General features: G+C 56.6%; 18 protein-coding genes and 1 riboswitch. Of the genes, 11 read left to right on the top strand and 7 right to left on the bottom strand.

What is annotated here, in order from left to right; genetic code table 11:
- Positions 1–198 precede the first annotated feature (198 nt).
- Positions 199–332: riboswitch (molybdenum cofactor riboswitch) on the top strand.
- The 5 genes from moaA to moaE all read left to right on the top strand — a co-directional run bounded on the left by moaA (position 321) and on the right by moaE (position 3019).
- Positions 321–1310 (top strand): GTP 3',8-cyclase MoaA, encoded by a 990-nt coding sequence (moaA, locus tag C1N58_RS11530; RefSeq protein ID WP_172912616.1) that lies wholly within the window; start codon positions 321–323, stop codon positions 1308–1310. Its footprint overlaps the riboswitch before it by 12 nt.
- Positions 1311–1324: 14 nt before the next feature.
- Entirely contained in the window at positions 1325–1840 is a 516-nt protein-coding gene (gene moaB / locus C1N58_RS11525; RefSeq protein ID WP_006118510.1) for a molybdenum cofactor biosynthesis protein B, read from the top strand.
- 2 nt (positions 1841–1842) lie between these two features.
- Positions 1843–2328, top strand: coding sequence for a cyclic pyranopterin monophosphate synthase MoaC (moaC, locus tag C1N58_RS11520; RefSeq protein WP_033737733.1), 486 nt, complete (start codon positions 1843–1845; stop codon positions 2326–2328).
- Positions 2321–2566, top strand: a complete 246-nt coding sequence (gene moaD, locus C1N58_RS11515) for a molybdopterin synthase sulfur carrier subunit (protein WP_394564191.1) — start codon at positions 2321–2323, stop codon at positions 2564–2566. Before moaC ends, moaD begins: the two co-directional genes overlap by 8 nt.
- A complete protein-coding gene (moaE, locus tag C1N58_RS11510) occupies positions 2567–3019 on the top strand; it encodes a molybdopterin synthase catalytic subunit MoaE (protein WP_058701075.1) in 453 nt (150 codons plus the stop codon).
- Here the strand turns inward: moaE and C1N58_RS11505 are convergent.
- A complete protein-coding gene (locus C1N58_RS11505) occupies positions 3016–3801 on the bottom strand; it encodes an OBAP family protein (protein ID WP_039341505.1) in 786 nt (261 codons plus the stop codon). The genes moaE and C1N58_RS11505 overlap by 4 nt on opposite strands.
- Positions 3802–3907: 106 nt before the next feature.
- Between C1N58_RS11505 and C1N58_RS11500 the strand changes: the two genes are divergently transcribed.
- Both C1N58_RS11500 and C1N58_RS11495 read left to right on the top strand, forming a co-directional pair.
- Positions 3908–5002 carry a DUF1615 domain-containing protein gene (locus C1N58_RS11500; RefSeq protein WP_394564190.1) on the top strand — a complete coding sequence of 365 codons (1095 nt, stop codon included), beginning with the start codon at positions 3908–3910 and terminating at the stop codon, positions 5000–5002.
- Positions 5003–5097: 95 nt separating this feature from the next.
- A complete protein-coding gene (locus C1N58_RS11495) occupies positions 5098–5805 on the top strand; it encodes a Bax inhibitor-1/YccA family protein (RefSeq protein ID WP_033737729.1) in 708 nt (235 codons plus the stop codon).
- A 37-nt stretch (positions 5806–5842) separates the two neighbouring features.
- On the opposite strand, the gene C1N58_RS11490 is transcribed toward C1N58_RS11495, so the two are convergent.
- From C1N58_RS11490 to C1N58_RS11480, 3 genes are read right to left on the bottom strand one after another with little or no spacing between them, the layout of a single operon-like run.
- Positions 5843–6808: a lysylphosphatidylglycerol synthase domain-containing protein gene (locus tag C1N58_RS11490; protein ID WP_394564189.1), complete on the bottom strand. Its 966-nt coding sequence runs from the start codon at positions 6806–6808 to the stop codon at positions 5843–5845.
- Positions 6808–8052, bottom strand: coding sequence for a cardiolipin synthase ClsB (clsB, locus tag C1N58_RS11485; RefSeq protein ID WP_394564188.1), 1245 nt, complete (start codon positions 8050–8052; stop codon positions 6808–6810). Before clsB ends, C1N58_RS11490 begins: the two co-directional genes overlap by 1 nt.
- Complete coding sequence (locus C1N58_RS11480) at positions 8049–8810, bottom strand: endonuclease/exonuclease/phosphatase family protein (RefSeq protein ID WP_006118519.1); 762 nt, start codon at positions 8808–8810, stop codon at positions 8049–8051. The genes clsB and C1N58_RS11480 overlap by 4 nt, the downstream gene beginning before the upstream one ends.
- Before the next feature lie 176 nt (positions 8811–8986).
- Between C1N58_RS11480 and C1N58_RS11475 the strand changes: the two genes are divergently transcribed.
- From C1N58_RS11475 to dusC, 3 genes are all read left to right on the top strand, one after another.
- Positions 8987–9379: a YbhQ family protein gene (locus tag C1N58_RS11475; RefSeq protein ID WP_033737724.1), complete on the top strand. Its 393-nt coding sequence runs from the start codon at positions 8987–8989 to the stop codon at positions 9377–9379.
- A gap of 224 nt (positions 9380–9603) precedes the next feature.
- Positions 9604–10953 (top strand): ATP-dependent RNA helicase RhlE, encoded by a 1350-nt coding sequence (gene rhlE / locus C1N58_RS11470; RefSeq protein WP_006118521.1) that lies wholly within the window; start codon positions 9604–9606, stop codon positions 10951–10953.
- A 2-nt stretch (positions 10954–10955) separates the two neighbouring features.
- On the top strand, positions 10956–11945 hold the full coding sequence (gene dusC / locus C1N58_RS11465; RefSeq protein ID WP_394549780.1) for a tRNA dihydrouridine(16) synthase DusC: 990 nt from the start codon (positions 10956–10958) through the stop codon (positions 11943–11945).
- A 27-nt stretch (positions 11946–11972) separates the two neighbouring features.
- Here dusC and ppk2 read toward each other — a convergent pair whose 3' ends face one another.
- Positions 11973–12890, bottom strand: a complete 918-nt coding sequence (ppk2, locus tag C1N58_RS11460) for a polyphosphate kinase 2 (RefSeq protein WP_039341492.1) — start codon at positions 12888–12890, stop codon at positions 11973–11975.
- A gap of 14 nt (positions 12891–12904) precedes the next feature.
- The gene (locus C1N58_RS11455) at positions 12905–14509 is read right to left on the bottom strand and encodes an inorganic phosphate transporter (RefSeq protein ID WP_006118524.1); all 1605 of its coding nucleotides are present in this window, start codon (positions 14507–14509) and stop codon (positions 12905–12907) included.
- A 162-nt stretch (positions 14510–14671) separates the two neighbouring features.
- Between C1N58_RS11455 and C1N58_RS11450 the strand changes: the two genes are divergently transcribed.
- Positions 14672–15694 carry a transporter gene (locus tag C1N58_RS11450; RefSeq protein WP_033737718.1) on the top strand — a complete coding sequence of 341 codons (1023 nt, stop codon included), beginning with the start codon at positions 14672–14674 and terminating at the stop codon, positions 15692–15694.
- Between the two features lie 117 nt (positions 15695–15811).
- Here the strand turns inward: C1N58_RS11450 and C1N58_RS11445 are convergent, their stop codons facing one another.
- Complete coding sequence (locus tag C1N58_RS11445; RefSeq protein ID WP_033737717.1) at positions 15812–16951, bottom strand: L,D-transpeptidase family protein; 1140 nt, start codon at positions 16949–16951, stop codon at positions 15812–15814.
- Between the last annotated feature and the right edge of the window lie 116 nt (positions 16952–17067).

The raw sequence follows: 17067 nt of genomic DNA, 5'->3' as shown, positions 1-17067 counted from the left end.
TCTCCTTTTTCGCGTCTGCAGAGGCGTGAAACGCGCAGGGTGCAGACGAGGATGATGTGTGTCAGTTTATGACCGGCAGTTTACCGTATCCCGGGCGCGAAATACGGTGAAAGTTAACGTTACTGCGCACACAGAGTAAAAGCCGTGGATGGCGCATTTACCCTAATCGCGCTACCATCTGTATACCGCGTTAATCAGCCGGTTAACGTACACTCAAGCCTGAATGCCTACGTCTGCGGATAGGGGATTCAGGCCGTAGCCTACGCGCTGCCAGGGTGCAGGAAGAAATGACTGCATCTCCCGAACTGGAAAGGTGTTCTCTGGTGTCACAATTTACTGATGCATTTGCGCGTAAGTTTTATTACTTGCGCCTCTCGGTCACGGATGTCTGTAATTTCCGTTGTACCTATTGCCTGCCGGAGGGTTATCAGCCAAACGGTATCCGCAATAAAAGCTTTCTCTCACTGGATGAAATTCGCCGTGTCACGCGCGCCTTTGCGGCGGCGGGCACTGAAAAAGTGCGTCTGACCGGCGGTGAGCCCTCTTTACGTCGTGATTTCACCGACATTATCGCCGCGGTTAACGAAAATGCTGCGATTCGCCAGATTGCGGTCACCACCAACGGCTATCGACTGGCGCGCGATGTTAAGCAGTGGCGCGACGCGGGACTGACCGCGTTGAACGTCAGCGTGGACAGCCTTGATGCACGTCAGTTTCATGCGATTACCGGTCAGGACAAGTTCCACCAGGTGATGGCCGGGATTGACGCGGCTTTTGAGGCGGGTTTTAGCCAGGTCAAAGTCAACAGCGTGCTGATGCGCGATGTCAACAGCCACCATCTGGCGACCTTTCTTGACTGGATCCGTACGCGTCCCATCCAGCTGCGTTTTATCGAACTTATGGAAACCGGCGAGGGCGGTGCGCTGTTTCGCCAGCAGCATGTCTCGGGCGAAGTTATCCGCGATCAGCTGATTGCTCAGGGCTGGCAGCGTCGTATCAGCGGCCGCAGTGATGGCCCGGCCCAGGTGTTTTATCATCCGGATTACGTCGGTGAAATCGGGCTGATCATGCCGTATTCCAAAGATTTCTGCGCCAGCTGCAACCGTCTGCGGGTTTCCGCACAGGGAAATTTGCATCTCTGCCTGTTTGGCGATGGCGGGATTCCTTTACGCGATCTGCTGGCCTCTGACGACCAGCAAGATGAACTTCAGGCACGCATTGCCAGCAGCCTGGGCCAGAAGAAGCAGACGCATTTCCTGTTACAGGGAAATACCGGTATTACACAAAATCTTTCTTATATTGGCGGTTAACTGCAGGAGCAGACATGGGCAAATCAGCCAGCACGTTTCAACCGTTACAGCTCGCTATGCTGACGGTCTCTGACAGCCGTGATGCCAGCAGCGATACCTCCGGCGATTATCTGCGTGAAGCGGCAGCCGAGGCGGGCCACAGCGTGATCGATCACGCCATTGTTCCCGACAATGTTTACCGTATTCGCGCGATTGTGTCGCGCTGGATCGCCAGTGAAGATGTCCAGGTGGTCATTATTAATGGCGGCACCGGCTTCAATGCGAAAAACAGCACGCCTGAGGCGCTGCTGCCGTTGTTCGATCGGGAGATTGACGGCTTTGGCGAGCTGTTCCGCATGGTGTCTTACGAAGACATTGGCGGCTCGACATTGCAGTCCCGTGCGGTGGCCGGTCTCGCTAACCAGACGTTGATCTTTGCGGTCCCGGGCTCAACGTCAGCCTGTACCACCGCGTGGGAACGCATCATCGCTGACCAACTGGATGCGCGTACGCGTCCCTGCAATTTTGTCACTCATTTAAAGAAGCTTTAAGCATGTCACAACTTACCCACATCAACGCCGCGGGCGAAGCCCACATGGTGGATGTTTCCACCAAAGACGATACGGTACGCGAAGCGCAGGCCGACGTGCTGGTACTGATGAAGCCAGAAACGTTACAGATGATCATGGAAGGCCGTCACCACAAGGGTGATGTGTTCGCCACAGCGCGCATTGCCGGTATTCAGGCGGCAAAACGCACCTGGGAACTGATCCCACTCTGTCATCCGCTTATGCTGAGCAAAGTGGAGATCAACCTGGTCGCGGAACCCGAATTGAACCGGGTTCGCATCACCTCGCTGTGTCGGCTGACGGGGAAAACCGGGGTAGAAATGGAAGCCCTGACGGCGGCTTCCGTGGCGGCGCTGACCATCTATGACATGTGCAAAGCCGTCCAGAAAGATATCGTGATTGATCGGCTGCGCCTGCTGCATAAAAGCGGCGGCAAAAGCGGCGATTTTCAGGCGGCAGCCCATGATTAAGGTACTGTTTTTTGCGCAGGTGCGGGAGCTGGTGGGCACGGACTCGCTGACGCTGGCCGCCGACTATCCCGACGTCGCGACGCTGCGGACAGCGTTGTCTCAGCAGGGCGAACGCTGGGCGCTGGCGCTCGACAGCGAACGATTACTGGCGGCGGTTAACCAGACGCTACGCCCCATGACGCACCCTTTACAGGACGGCGATGAAGTCGCCTTTTTCCCACCCGTTACCGGAGGATAAATGGACACGCAAATTCGGGTCGGTCCCGCGCCCTTTGCGATGGCGCAGGAATACCAGTGGCTGGCAGGGTGCGACGCAGACGGCGCGGTTGTCACGTTCACGGGCAAAGTGCGCAATCACAACCTGGGCGATGATGTTGCGGCCCTGACGCTGGAACATTATCCCGGTATGACCGAGAAGGCACTGCAGGAAATTACTGACGAAGCGCGCCAGCGCTGGCCGCTTCAGCGCGTCTCTGTCATCCACCGCATTGGTGAACTGTTTCCCGGCGATGAGATTGTCTTTGTCGGCGTCACCAGTGCGCACCGCAGCAGCGCCTTTGCCGCTGCGGAATTCATCATGGATTACCTGAAAACCCGCGCCCCGTTCTGGAAACGGGAAACCACCGGGCAGGGCGATCGCTGGGTCGATGCACGCAGCAGCGATCACGAGGCTGCGCAGCGCTGGGATTAAGGCGTACCTCGCTGTTCGGCGGGAGCAAATTGCGTGTTGCCGTGCGCGTGTTCACCGCCGCCTTGTCCTCGCCGAAGCTGAATAACGTCACCGTCCTGCCAGGCATTGGCGCCGGGCACCACGGGATGTGCGACGATATCCGCCCGTTCAGCACGAATTTTTTGACTGTCGATGTCAAAACGGCGGTCGCGATCGGCCAGCAAGCGCGCATCCATTTGCCCGTCGGCGGTAAAGCCCATCATCAGCGCCGGAATGCCAATGGGCAGTTGCTTGTCGCGGTCGGTGTGCCAGGTATGCCAGGTTTTCCCGTACGTGTTGACGATGCGCGTCATCAGCGCTTTTTCTGCGACGGCCGGCAGGCCTGGCGCGACCAGTGAACCGGATTTCACCTCGTACTGATGACTGTGCCACAGTTTTTTCTCTTCGGCGGGCAGGTTGCGGTACAGGCGCTCACTGATAATATATTCCACGCCCATCAGGCGCGCATCGCGCGTATTACCGTCATAAATCACCGCCTGCATCACATCATCATTCAGGACCGTCACATAGTGATGGGCTTCCATCTGGCCATTCTTGTCGCCGTTATAGAAATGAAAACCATCCAGATAGGCATTGATCGCATCAATGGGCGGGCGGGACTGCAGCACGGCCGCGCCGCTGTCCAGCGCTTTTAGCGTCGGTGAAGTGGGGGCGCCCGGCGAACTGACCTGAGCCGGTGTGTTATTGCCGCCGCAGCCGGCCAGCAGCAGGCTCAGTGCGATAAGTGTCCAGCGTTTTGACATAAAACATCCCTTTTTCGTGAAAAGAGATAACCTTAGTTCATATAATCGCATCTGCCCTGCGAAGCGGCGCAGTGTTAAGCTACTCATTTTGCCTCAGAGGACAGGTATGTCATTCATTTCATTCCCCAAACGCCTGACGTTGCTCGCTATCCTGATACTGGCGGGCTGTAGCAGCAAAAAAACACCAGAAGCGCCCGCCAGGCAACCTGAGGATGTCAAAGCGCAGATTCAGCGCCTGCTGCCCGCCGGTGTCAGCGATAAATCAGGCTGGGCTGACGATATCTATACGTCGTTCCGTACCCAGGGTCTGGCCGCCAGCGACAGTAATTTGTGCGCGGTTATTGCGGTGGCGGGTCAGGAGTCAGGATTTGACGCCAACGGCACCGTACCCGGTATGGCAAAAATCGCCTGGGAGGAGATCGACCGCCGGGCGGCGAAGGTGCATGTTCCGGCGTTTTTAGTGCGCACCGCGCTGTTAATCAAGTCCAGTAATGGCGAAAGCTACGCTGCGCGGCTGGATAAGGCGAAAAGTGAAAAAGATCTGAGCGCCATTTTCGACGACTTTATTGAGATGGTGCCCATGGGGCAGAAGCTGTTTGGCAACCTCAACCCTGTTCATACCGGCGGACCGATGCAGGTGAGTATTGCGTTTGCAGAAGCCCATGCCAAAGGCTATCCATGGCCGGTTGACGGTTCCATTCGCCGTGAAGTTTTCACGCGTCATGGCGGCGTCTATTTCGGCACAATGCACCTGCTGGGCTATCCGGCTGACTACAGCAAGCCGCTTTACCGGTTCGCGGACTACAATGCGGGCTGGTACGCCAGCCGCAATGCGGCGTTCCAGGCGGCGGTAGCCCGCGCGACAGGGATGAAGCTGGCGCTGGATGGCGATCTGATTCAGTATGGTTCGGACACGCCAGGATCGACGGAGCTGGCGGTGCGGACAATGGCGAAACGCATTGATATGAGCAACCGCGAAATCCGCCACGATCTGGAGCGGGGCGAAAAGGCGGACTTCAGCGACAGCGATCTGTGGAAGCAGGTTTTTACGCTGGCAGACAAGATGGCCGGAAAGCCTTTGCCACGGGAAATGTTGCCGGGCATCAGACTTGAAAGTCCTAAAATTACCCGCAATTTAACCACGGCATGGTTTGCTCAACGCGTCGACAGTCGTTATCAGCAGTGCCTGTCACGTCGATAAGTACGGCGTTGTGGCACAGTTGAACAGAGCTGTGCCACACTTACTCAGACAGCCCGTTTTGGGGCACAACACATTTGTTTAACAAGAGGTGCATCATGGACCGATATCCACAGAATGATTCAATAGTTCAGCCTGCATCTCGTGGGTTGCAGGCTTATATGGCACAGGTTTATGGCTGGATGACCTGTGGTTTGTTACTCACTGCCTTCGTCTCCTGGTTTGCCGCGCGCACACCGGCGGTGATGGAGCTGGTGTTTGCAAATCGCATCACCTTCTTCGGCCTGATCATTGTGCAACTGGCGCTGGTGTTCTTCCTCTCAGGTATGGTGCATCGCCTGAGCGGGGCCGTGGCGACGGGGTTATTCATGCTCTATTCGGCCCTGACCGGGCTGACCATGGCCAGTATCTTTCTGGTGTACACCTATTCGTCCATTGCCAGCACGTTCTTCGTCACGGCCGGGATGTTTGGTGCCATGACGTTCTACGGCTACACCACAAAACGTGATTTAAGCCGCCTGGGCAGTCTGCTGTTTATGGCGCTGATTGGTATTCTGCTGGCCTCGCTGGTGAACTTCTGGCTGAAAAGCCCGGCATTGATGTGGGCCATTACCTACATCGGTGTGGTGGTGTTTGTCGGTCTGACCGCGTATGACACGCAGAAACTGAAAAATATCGGTGAGCAGATTGATGCGCGTGACACGGAAAACCTGCGCCGCTACTCAATCATGGGCGCGCTGACGCTCTATCTTGATTTCATCAACCTGTTCCTGATGCTGCTGCGTATTTTTGGCAACCGCCGTTAAAAAACAGGCTGCTCTGGTGAACCAGAGCAGCCGTTTACTACGATTTTTGTAGCTTCTGCTCATTCTTATGGCGCATATGTTTCGCGCGGCTCTCCAGCCCCAGATACAGCACCAGTGCCAGGAGCAACGGCAAAATGAAGTACAGCACGCGGTAAGCCAGCAGCGCGGCGATGATGGTCCCGTGTGAAAGGTTCTCGCCGCCCAGCAGCGCCACGAATACCGCTTCTAGCACCCCAATCCCCGCCGGAATATGAATAATTACGCCTGCGATACTACTGATTAACAGTACGCCCAGCACCATGGGATAACCGGCATCCCGGCCCAGCAGCAGCCAGATAATCGTGCCCATAACCAGCCAGTTGGCGCAGGAGACGGCAAACTGAAACAGCGCCATGCGCAGGGAAGGCAACTGCAGGGTTTGCCCTTTCACTTTCCAGCGACGACGTTTAGAAAACGCGCACGCCCAGAGATAAAACACAACGAGCACCAGCAGCGCGGCACCAATAAACCGTAGTGTGGTTTCGCCGATAAACCAGCCGCCGGGAATCGGAACCAGGCCTGCGCTGAAGATCACGCCCGCCAGCAGGATGTAGCCCAGCCAGTTAGTGGCGATGCTGAGGGAGAAAATGCGCGTAATCGTCGCACTGTCCAGGCCGAGCCGCGAATAGAGCCGGTAGCGCATAGCGACACCGCCAACCCAGGTACTCAGCGTCAGATTAAAGGCGTAGCAGATAAATGACACCAGCATCACCTGACGTTTGGCCAGCTTATGACCACAGTAGGCCCGACCAATCAGGTCGTAGCAGCCGTAAACCAGATAACTGACGATAACCAGTGCCGCCGCGGTCAGCACCACAAAGCGGTTGTAGTTAACAATGACCTTATAGACGTCATCCCAGTTCACTTTGCGTGCATAGATCACCAGCAGCACAATGACGGCGACGAAGAAGAGCCCGGTCAGGATTTTTTTTGCCAGTTTCCAGCGTGGGTGCGTGTTTGCCATCAGGAATTGACTCCTTCATTGTTGGCTTCGACGCGATCTTGCGTCTCCATTTCGGGCTGAACCGGCGGATCCACCTGAGCCAGCTTTGGCGTATGCGCCGGTAACCAGCCGGCGATAGCCGGGAAGTGACGCAGAAAGTGGAACACGACAACGCCTTTCGTCAGCTGCCACCAGGTGCGTGGTGGCAACTTATCCTCTTCCACGCGCTGACAGTCTTCAGCCAGTAAATGCTCAAGATTATCGCGTAATGTCTGGTTAAAGTTGCGATCGTGAATGATCAGGTTGGCTTCGAGATTGAGGGACAAACTCAAGGGATCGAGGTTGCTTGAGCCAACGGTAGCCCACTGCTGATCTTTCACCGCCACTTTGCCATGCAGCGGTCGGCGGCAATATTCGTAGACTTCCACGCCCGCATCCACCAGATAGTTATAAAGCAGCTCAGCGCCCACTTTCACAATCGGCATATCCGGTTCACCCTGCACAATCAGTCGCACGCGCACGCCGCGCTGTGCCGCATTGCGCATCTCCTTAAGCAAACGGTAGCCAGGGAAAAAGTAGGCGTTGGCGATAATGACGTCCTGTTTGGCGGTGCGCAGCATGTCTAGATAATGCTGCTCAATATCATCCCGGTGCTGATCGTTGTCGCGATAGACAAACAGGACCTGCGCATCGCCGGGCAGGGTGTTTTTGGCCGGACGATGTGAACGCTGTCCCCACCAGCGGCGAGTGGTGGCCTGACTGCCAATCGCCTCTTGCAGGAAGCGGGTAATGTCGGCGACCACCGGACCTTTGACCTCCACGGTATAATCCTGTTTGGCTTCCGGGCCAAAATCCGTGTAGTGCTCGGCGGAAAAGTTGATGCCGCCGACAAAGGCGATAACGCCGTCCACGACCACAGTTTTACGGTGCAGACGGCGAAAGACGTTAGTCCGCATGCCCATGATCAGCGGACGCGGATCGTAATAGATAAAGCGCACGCCCGCCTGCGTCAGACTGTTGACATAACTCTGGGACAGCTCGGAGGAGCCGTAGCCATCGACCATCATTTCGACCTTGACGCCGCGCTGCGCCGCCGCCAGCAGCACCTTGTGCAGGGCGTTGCCCACATCGTCTTCGAACAGGATAAAGGTTTCCAGCAGTACGCTGTGTTCGGCACGTGCAATCGCGCCAAACACCCGGGGGAAAAATGCGTCCCCGTTTTCCAGCAGGCGCAGTTTGTTGCCGTCTTGCCACTCAAAATTCATAGATGGATCTCCACCGCCAGCGGCGCGTGATCGGAAAGGTGTGACCAGGGTTTACGCGGCAATGCCCAGGGTTGACTGATCGTCGCATTGCGCACGTAAATACGATCCAGTCGCAAAAGGGGAAAGCGTGCCGGAAACGTCCGCGCAGGTCGTCCGCTTTTCAGGCTAAAGACCTCTTTTAGTCCCGCCCCTTTTTGCAGTATGTTGTTGGCTCGCCCCTGCCAGTCGTTAAAGTCACCGGCGACGACGACAGGTGCGTCAGCGGGTAACGCCATCACCATGTCGTTTAACATCGCCAACTGGGCACGACGGTGCGCCTCTTTCAGCCCCAGGTGCACACAGATGACATGCAGCGTGCCCCGGCCATCGGGCAGGGTAAGCTGGCAATGCAACATGCCGCGATTTTCGCTCCCGGCAATTGAAACATCGCGATTGTCGTACTCAGCAATGGGAAAACGCGACAGCACGGCGTTGCCATGATGTCCTTCCGGGTAAACCGCATTGCGCCCATAGGCAAAATCGTTCCACATCGTGTCGGCCAGAAACTCGTAGTGGGAGGTATCAGGCCAGTTTTCATGTTGCAGAGGGTGAATGTCATGGGTTCCCATCACCTCCTGCAAAAAGACGATATCTGCTGACGTTGCGCGCACCGCTTCACGCAATTCGGGCAAGATGAAGCGTCGGTTAAACGGGGCAAAACCTTTATGGGTATTAATCGTCAGGACTTTAAATGAAAATCCTTGCTTGATTTGTGGCATACTCGCGACGCGCTCCTTTTCATCTTCATCAACAACAAAGTGTAGTCTTTGTCACAAATGGAGGGTGAAGAAGAGGAATAATTAGGGCGTTATCTGAAATTTGCTTTACATTGAGAAACCGTCCTGGCCGGTTACGGTTGCATATGTGCAACGTGCCAGGTCTGCAGGAGAGAGAAATGAAATTGTCGAATCGCTTTCAAATTATTACCGGTCAAACCTGGGCCCACATCGCGATGCACCTGCTGGTGATTGCCGCACTGGTCTGGGGCTGGAAACATAAAGCACTGGTCGAAGTGTGCAGTACCCTGGTGGTGGCCTATGCAGCGGTGTTTATCGCCATGCTGATCACGCAGCGTAGTGCCCGTTTACGTACCCTGGGTGATTATCTGGAAGAAGCGACCACCACGTACTATTTCGGTGCCGCGATGATGACGCTGTTCCTGGTGTCGCGCATTTTCCACAACAACTTACTGTTAGCCAGCCTTGGCGTGGTGATGTTGTTGGGGCCCGCGCTGGTGTCGTTGCTGGCGAAAGAGCCGGCAGGACGCATTGAGAAAAAACGCAGCTGAATCAGGCTGTCACGCTAAAAAAGCCACCGCAAGGTGGCTTTTGTCGTTGGGAGATATGTAATCAATTGTGAGCTATCTCGCACAGGGGCGGTAAAGCTGTTACACTCCGCCGCTTATGCATCGTAGTTTGCACCCTTTTCACGCGTCAGCCTCAGCTGGCGTCACTATCCCTCTGAAAACTACACCGCCAAACGCGGTCAGAGTGGACCGGAGTAATACTCGTCATGTCTTTTGACTCTCTCGGCCTGAGTGCCGATATTCTGCGTGCGGTAGCTGAGCAGGGCTACAGCGAACCGACGCCTGTTCAGCGCCAGGCGATTCCTGTTGTGCTGTCCGGCCGCGATCTGCTGGCAAGCGCCCAGACCGGCACCGGCAAAACCGCCGGGTTTACCTTACCTTTATTACAGAAACTGTCCGCGAATACCGGAACAGTGCGCGGCCGTCGTCCGGTGCGCGCGCTGATTCTGACACCGACCCGTGAACTGGCCGCTCAGGTCGGTGAAAACGTCAGCGACTACAGCAAATATCTTCCGCTGCGTTCGCTGGTGGTGTTTGGCGGCGTCAGCATCAACCCGCAGATGATGAAGCTGCGCGGCGGCGTCGATATTCTGGTGGCCACGCCGGGCCGTTTACTGGATCTGGCTCATCAAAACGCCGTTGACCTGTCTCAGGTTGAAGTGCTGGTACTGGATGAAGCGGATCGCATGCTCGATATGGGCTTTATCCACGATATCCGCCGCGTACTGGCCAAACTGCCAGCTAAACGTCAGAACCTGCTGTTCTCGGCGACGTTCTCAGATGAGATCAAAACCCTGGCAGAAAAACTGCTGCACAACCCGGAGCAGGTTGAAGTCGCGCGCCGCAATACCGCGTCTGAGCAGGTTTCTCAGCAGGTGCATTTTGTTGACAAAAAGCGCAAGCGGGAACTGCTGTCTCAGCTGATTGGCGAAGGTAACTGGCAGCAGGTGCTGGTCTTTACCCGCACCAAGCACGGTGCCAATCACCTTGCCGAACAGCTGGGCAAAGATGGCATTACGGCCGCCGCAATCCACGGTAACAAGAGTCAGGGCGCACGTACCCGAGCACTGGCCGACTTCAAATCCGGCGCGATTCGTGTGCTGGTTGCGACGGATATCGCGGCCCGCGGTCTGGATATTGAAGAACTGCCGCACGTCGTGAACTATGAATTGCCAAACGTGCCTGAAGACTATGTACACCGCATTGGGCGTACCGGTCGTGCCGCCGCAACGGGTGCGGCGCTGTCGCTGGTTTGCGTCGACGAACACAAACTGTTGCGTGATATTGAGCGCTTGCTGAAGCGTGAAATTCCACGACTGGCTGTGCCGGGCTATGAGCCGGATCCCAGCATCAAAGCGGAACCGATTGTGAACGGCCGCCAGTCACCGTCTTCACGCGGCCGCGGTCGGGGGCAGGGCGGACAAGGTGCCGGCGCGGCGCGTCCTCAAGGGGACAAGCGTGCGCAGCCGCGTCGTCAGGGACCCGCAGCGGGCCAGTCTGACAAGCCTGCGTCTCGTCCACGTCGGCCCGCGCCTAAACGCAGCGGAAACGTCTGATCATGCGGGTTTTACTGGCACCCATGGAGGGCGTACTGGATTCTCTGGTGCGCCAGCTGTTGACGGACGTCAACGACTACGATTTGTGCATCACGGAATTTTTGCGCGTCGTCGACCAACTGCTGCCGGTAAAATCCTTTTATCGCCTTTGTCCCGAACTGCATCATGCCAGCCGGACGCCGTCGGGTACGCTGGTTCGTCTGCAACTGCTGGGGCAGCATCCCGAGTGGCTGGCGGAAAACGCGGCCCGCGCGGTTGAGCTGGGCTCGTGGGGCGTGGATCTGAACTGCGGTTGCCCGTCGAAGCTGGTCAACGGCAGCGGCGGCGGGGCGACGCTGTTAAAAGATCCCGACTTAATCTACCGCGCGGCCAAAGCCATGCGGGCAGCCGTACCTGCCTCCTTGCCCGTTACGGTTAAGGTGCGCCTGGGCTGGGATTCCAGCGCCCGCAGCATGGAAATTGCGGATGCGGTAGCGCAGGCCGGTGCCAGCGAACTGGTCGTCCACGGCCGTACCAAAGAAGACGGCTACCGTGCTGAGGCTATTAACTGGCAGGCGATTGGCGAGATTCGTCGGCGACTGTCTATTCCGGTTATCGCGAATGGCGAAATCTGGGACTGGCAAAGCGCTCAGGATTGTCTGCGAATCACAGGCTGTGATGCGGTGATGATTGGGCGTGGTGCGCTTAACGTGCCTAACCTGAGCCGGGTCGTCAAATACAATGATGCGCCCATGGCCTGGCCGGAGGTGGTGGTGCTCCTGCAAAAATATACCCGGCTTGAAAAACAGGGTGATACGGGCATGTACCATGTTGCACGTATCAAACAGTGGCTGGGCTATTTGCGTAAAGCCTACGTCGAAGCGGGTGAGCTGTTCGCTGAGATTCGCGCCTTAAAAACCTCAGCCGATATTGCTACGGCGATTGACCGCTATGCGGCATTACAGCGGCAAACCTGTCAGTTCTCTTCAGCCTCACCGGAAGTGAGAGCGTGACAGCGCGGCGCTTAGCCGCGCACGCGATCAATACTTTTCTGGCACGATCATATTTTCCGGCACCTCGTTGCGGTGGTAGTCCTGTGAGCGTTCACGCGGCGGCAGAATGATTTCGTCGTGTGGGGCGGCTTCATAAGGCACCTGCTGCAAAAGGTGGCTGATGCAGTTAAGGCGCGCCCGTTTCTTGTCTACGCCCTGAACAACCCACCAGGGGGCTTCCTGAATATGGGTGCGGCTCAGCATCTCTTCTTTTGCTTCCGTGTAATCTTCCCAACGGCGGCGGCTTTCCAGATCCATTGGGCTGAGCTTCCACTGCTTGAGGGGATCGTGGATACGGCTCATGAAGCGCAGTTCCTGCTCCTCGTCCGTGATCGAAAACCAGTACTTAATGATTTGAATCCCGCTGCGGGTCAGCATTTTTTCAAACTCGGGCACGCTGCGATAAAACTCCGCCACGTCGGCATCACTGCAAAATCCCATGACGCGCTCCACGCCTGCCCGGTTGTACCAGCTGCGGTCGAACAGCACCATCTCGCCCGCGGCGGGCAGATGCGCGATATAACGCTGAAAGTACCACTGGGTTTTTTCACGATCGTTGGGCGCGGGCAGCGCAGCCACCCGGCAGGTGCGCGGATTAAGGCGTTGCGTAATGCGCTTAATCACGCCTCCTTTACCGGCCGCATCGCGACCCTCAAACAGAATGACCAGCCGATGGCCGGTGCGCATTACCCAGTCCTGTAGCTTCACCAGCTCGCCCTGCAACTGCAGCAGCTCGCGAAAATAACGACGGCGCCAGGCTTTTTCATCGCTGCCCGTGGGCGCGGCCTCGCTAAAGCGCAGATCGTCGAGCTCCAGCTCCAGCTCTTCGTCGTAGCTGTCATAGAACTCCTGCATTAAACGCTGATTAAAAGCGTCGCGATTGAAACTGTTGTCGTGTGTTGCCATGACAATTCACCTGGTCAGATATGAATGAACAGCCCGTAGAGCAGGGCAGAAAGTAAAATCGAGACCGGCAGCGTCAATATCCAGGCGACGGCAAGATTGCGCAGGGTGGACATCTGCAGGCCAGAGCGGTTCGCTGCCATGGTGCCCGCCACGCCGGATGAGAGCACATGCGTCGTGGAGACCGGCAGACCAAAGGCATCGGCGGCGCCGATGGTCGCCATCGCCACCAGTTCGGCGCTGGCCCCCTGCGCATAGGTCAGATGGGTTTTGCCGATGCGCTCACCCACGGTGACCACAATACGTCGCCAGCCCACCATGGTGCCCAGCCCCAACGCGATTGCCACCACCACCTTCACCCACATCGGAATAAAGCGTGTGGCGCTGTCCAGCTCTGTTTTCACCGCCTTCAGGTTACGTGCCGTCTCATCGGGGAGCGAGACATGGGCGGTTTGCAGGTGCTTGATCGATTCTGCGGCCAGGTACATTTGATTGCGGGTATTGGTCACGGACTGGGCCGGAATATTGTCCATCGAGCCGTAGCGGCGAATCTGGTCGCTGATATCCCGTAACGTCATGCCAAGCGCGGGCAAGACGTTCGGATTGACCGTGTCAGTGCTGACAAAGGCCGTCAACACATTGCGTGAATCCGGGGCGGGCGTGGCGGCCGGTTGAATATGCAGTAACTGGCGCGCCGTCACGTCACTCAGTGCGGCAACGCGCGGGATTTGCTCGGGCGGAAGTGAACGGTTCAGTGCATAGGCGATGGGCATGGTGCCGACCAGGATCAGCATGATGAGTCCCATCCCTTTCTGCCCGTCATTCGACCCGTGAGCAAAGGAGACGCCGGTGCAGGTCAGAATCAGCAGGCCACGAATCCAGACCGGCGGCGGCTCGTTGCTGTGCGGGGCTTCGTACAACTGGCGGTTACGAATCAACAGCTTCATGGCCCACAGCAGCAGGGCGGCGCAGACGAAGCCCACGACGGGCGAGAGCAGTAAGGCATAGCCGACCTTCAGCGCCTGATCCCAGTCAACGCCACTCAGGCCACTGCGACCATGCAACATCGCATTCGCCACACCCACGCCAATAATCGAGCCAATTAAAGTATGTGACGACGACGAGGGCAGGCCAAAGTACCAGGTGCCCAGATTCCAGATAATCGCCGAGAACAGCAGGGCGTAAATCATGGCAAAGCCGTTGCCGCTGCTGGCCTGCAGGATGAGTTCGACGGGCAGAAGCGAAATAATGCCAAACGCGACCACGCCGCTGGAAAGCATCACGCCAAGGAAGTTGCACAGCCCTGACCAGACGACGGCCGCACCGGGCGTCAGCGAATGCGTGTAGATCACCGTAGCGACTGCGTTGGCGGTATCGTGAAACCCGTTAACGAATTCAAAGCCCAGCGCAATCAGCAGCGCCAGGCCGAGCAGAAAGAAAGGCACATAACTGGTGACGGGCGTGTTAGTTTTTTCCACATCGTGAAACAGATTAAATCCGGCAAAGGCCAGACCGGCTATTAACAGGACATAAAAAGCCGTTTTGGTTGCGCGGCTGCCTTTGCCGTTGAAATCGGGACGTCCCTGCGTCGTGCCTGAAGAGGATAAACTGTTTTCGCTCATGCCGTACCTCTTAGCGGATGCAGATGCGGAGTTACATCTGGTTAACGCTGTGTGATACCCGCTTTTTATGACAAAAAAATGATCCAGGCGGCACAGGTCATTTTGCTGTAACAAAACTTTAGCAGGCTGTGGATCTTAATTGATGATGCTGACAGGATTGCCATGGCGACAGACGTTGTTCTCACCCCACAAAAACGTGATTTTGATGATGATGTTGCCGGACTCATCCATGGTTATCGCTTTTCTCCTGATGCCCTCCCTCAACGCCTGAATGCCCGTGAAGCGGTAAAACTCGGTGAACACCCTCCTGAAGAAGGCTTTCTCTGGTTACATATCAATCTGAATCACGCGCGGGCACAGCACTGGGTGCAGGGCCACTTTCAGGTTGATGATGATTTTTTTGACGAGATCCATTCCGCCTCGCCGCGCACCCGGTTAGCGGAACAAAGCAATGCCCTGCTGGCGGTACTGAACGACGTCACGCTGAGCCAGGAAAATCGCAGTACGCAAAATGCGACCCTGTGGATCTGGTGCCGTCATAATCTGGTCGTGAGCGCACGTTATCGCTCGTCAGTGATGATCGAAAAGATGCAGCAGGGGCTGGCGAAGCATAATTTTCCCAGTGCGGAGGCCCTGTTACTTTACCTGCTCGGTGAACAGGAGTTGCAGCTGGAACTGGTGGTGCGTCGCATCAGCCAGGTAGTCGATAACATTGAAGAGCGTTTATTAAGTCCGGCAATCAAGGCCAACCGCAGTGAGCTGGGGCATTACCGGCGCATGCTGCTGCGCATTCAGCGCCTGCTGGCACCCGAACCGGCGGCGCTGTTCCGGTTGCTTAACCGCCCACCCGCCTGGCTCAACCGCGACACGCTCCGCGAGCTGCGGGCGTTCACGGAAGAATTTAGCGTGGTGCTGAACGACCTGGCCAGCCTGATGGAGCGCATCCGTCTGCTGCAGGAGGAAATTGCAGCACGGTTGATGGAGCAGAGCAACCGGACACTTTATCTGCTGACCGTGATTACGGTGCTTGCGCTGCCGATTAACATTGTGGCGGGATTTTTTGGCATGAACGTGGGCGGCATTCCGCTGGCGTCGAACCCGCACGGGTTTTTACTGCTGGTTCTGATCGTCCTGGCCTTCACGCTGCTGGCCGGCTGGCTGAGTTTTCGCCGTCCATCCAGATAGTGGTGTTGACAGTGGAGCCCGTGACCAATAAAAAAGCCAGCGTGGCTATCGCCAACGCTGGCTTTTCACTGACCTGACGACCGGGCCTGAATGGCTGGCGTCCGTAACAGGCGAATGTTACTGCGCCGGCTGTGGCTGGGCAGGTTGCGACTGCTGTGGTTGCTCTGGCTGCGGCTGCGAAGGCTGCACAGGTTGAGCCTGTTGCGGCGCGGGCTCTGACTGGACCGCGACCGGGTTAGCAGGCTGCGACATCACTGGCGTCATGGGCTCTTCTTTCGGCTCAGCATCTTCACCTTCATTGAAGGGAACAGGCGCAGGGGCCACGCTGTTTTCTGGCGCATTAACCTGTACAGGCATACCAGAGCGGTTCTGGATGGCCTTATCAACCTGAGACTGATTCACGCTACCGTCTACCAGTACTTTGCCAACCGCCTGAGTCAGCGTAATCGGCACCAGTTCACGAGAGTTAAACTGCTCTTCCGTGGTTGACAGCGGATTATGCACTTCCATCCAGCGTGAACCGTCTGGCTCAACAGAGGCTTTCACCGGCTGGTTGATAAACTGCACGCGCGTGCCAACGGGCACGTGATCGAACAGCCATTTGATATCATCGGCACGCAGGCGGACACAGCCGTGGCTGACGCGCAGGCCGATACCAAAGTTGGCGTTGGTGCCGTGAATGGCGTACAGACGCCCGATGTAGAGCGCATACAGCCCCATTGGGTTATCCGGGCCTGCCGGGAACACAGCCGGCAGATTTTCGCCACGTGATGCATATTCAGCGTGCATCGCTTTGGTGGGCGTCCAGGTCGGGCCATCTTTTTTACGTTGGACGGTTGTGGTCCAGTTCAGCGGCGTATCTTTACCCAGCTCACCAATACCGATAGGCAGAACGACTACGGTTTTCGTGCCTTTCGGGTAGTAATAAAGACGCATTTCAGCACTGTTAATCACGATGCCTTCACGCGGGGCGTCAGGCAGGAGTAACTGCTGAGGGATAATCAGTTTGCTGCCAGGCTTAGGCAGATAAACGTCAACACCCGGATTGGCTTCCAGCATATTGCTGAGGCCCATCTGGAACTGTGCTGCAAAAGCTTCCAGAGGCAGTTTACTGTCCTGAGGAATCGTAATCTCAATGTTTTGCCCGGTCAGACGGCTGTTCGCCGGCGGTAAGGGATAAACAACCGCAAGGGCTGACTGACTGAATGCCGCCAAAGCCAATGCAAGTGAAGCGAACGCGCGAATGCTTTTTTTCATATTTTACAAGTCTTTATCGCCATGTTTCAGGCTTGTCAATGTATCGAACCCATGCTGGTCACTATGACCTGCTGCGCATTATATGTTCATTAAACTGATGTTGTGAATCAGGATTT

The organism is Pantoea sp. SGAir0180, from assembly GCF_043546245.1.
Note: the sequence above shows the minus strand (reverse complement) of the source record. Positions and strands in the feature narration are given on the sequence as shown.

Bases quoted from the DNA above. Each gene is read 5' to 3' on its own strand.
- moaB (WP_006118510.1), top strand. From the start codon at position 1,325: ATGGGCAAATCAGCCAGCACGTTTCAACCGTTACAGCTCGCTATGCTG.
- moaC (WP_033737733.1), top strand. From the start codon at position 1,843: ATGTCACAACTTACCCACATCAACGCCGCGGGCGAAGCCCACATGGTG.
- moaD (WP_394564191.1), top strand. From the start codon at position 2,321: ATGATTAAGGTACTGTTTTTTGCGCAGGTGCGGGAGCTGGTGGGCACG.
- moaE (WP_058701075.1), top strand. From the start codon at position 2,567: ATGGACACGCAAATTCGGGTCGGTCCCGCGCCCTTTGCGATGGCGCAG.
- C1N58_RS11505 (WP_039341505.1), bottom strand. From the start codon at position 3,801: ATGTCAAAACGCTGGACACTTATCGCACTGAGCCTGCTGCTGGCCGGC.
- C1N58_RS11500 (WP_394564190.1), top strand. From the start codon at position 3,908: ATGTCATTCATTTCATTCCCCAAACGCCTGACGTTGCTCGCTATCCTG.
- C1N58_RS11495 (WP_033737729.1), top strand. From the start codon at position 5,098: ATGGACCGATATCCACAGAATGATTCAATAGTTCAGCCTGCATCTCGT.
- C1N58_RS11490 (WP_394564189.1), bottom strand. From the start codon at position 6,808: ATGGCAAACACGCACCCACGCTGGAAACTGGCAAAAAAAATCCTGACC.
- clsB (WP_394564188.1), bottom strand. From the start codon at position 8,052: ATGAATTTTGAGTGGCAAGACGGCAACAAACTGCGCCTGCTGGAAAAC.
- C1N58_RS11480 (WP_006118519.1), bottom strand. From the start codon at position 8,810: ATGCCACAAATCAAGCAAGGATTTTCATTTAAAGTCCTGACGATTAAT.
- C1N58_RS11475 (WP_033737724.1), top strand. From the start codon at position 8,987: ATGAAATTGTCGAATCGCTTTCAAATTATTACCGGTCAAACCTGGGCC.
- rhlE (WP_006118521.1), top strand. From the start codon at position 9,604: ATGTCTTTTGACTCTCTCGGCCTGAGTGCCGATATTCTGCGTGCGGTA.
- dusC (WP_394549780.1), top strand. From the start codon at position 10,956: ATGCGGGTTTTACTGGCACCCATGGAGGGCGTACTGGATTCTCTGGTG.
- ppk2 (WP_039341492.1), bottom strand. From the start codon at position 12,890: ATGGCAACACACGACAACAGTTTCAATCGCGACGCTTTTAATCAGCGT.
- C1N58_RS11455 (WP_006118524.1), bottom strand. From the start codon at position 14,509: ATGAGCGAAAACAGTTTATCCTCTTCAGGCACGACGCAGGGACGTCCC.
- C1N58_RS11450 (WP_033737718.1), top strand. From the start codon at position 14,672: ATGGCGACAGACGTTGTTCTCACCCCACAAAAACGTGATTTTGATGAT.
- C1N58_RS11445 (WP_033737717.1), bottom strand. From the start codon at position 16,951: ATGAAAAAAAGCATTCGCGCGTTCGCTTCACTTGCATTGGCTTTGGCG.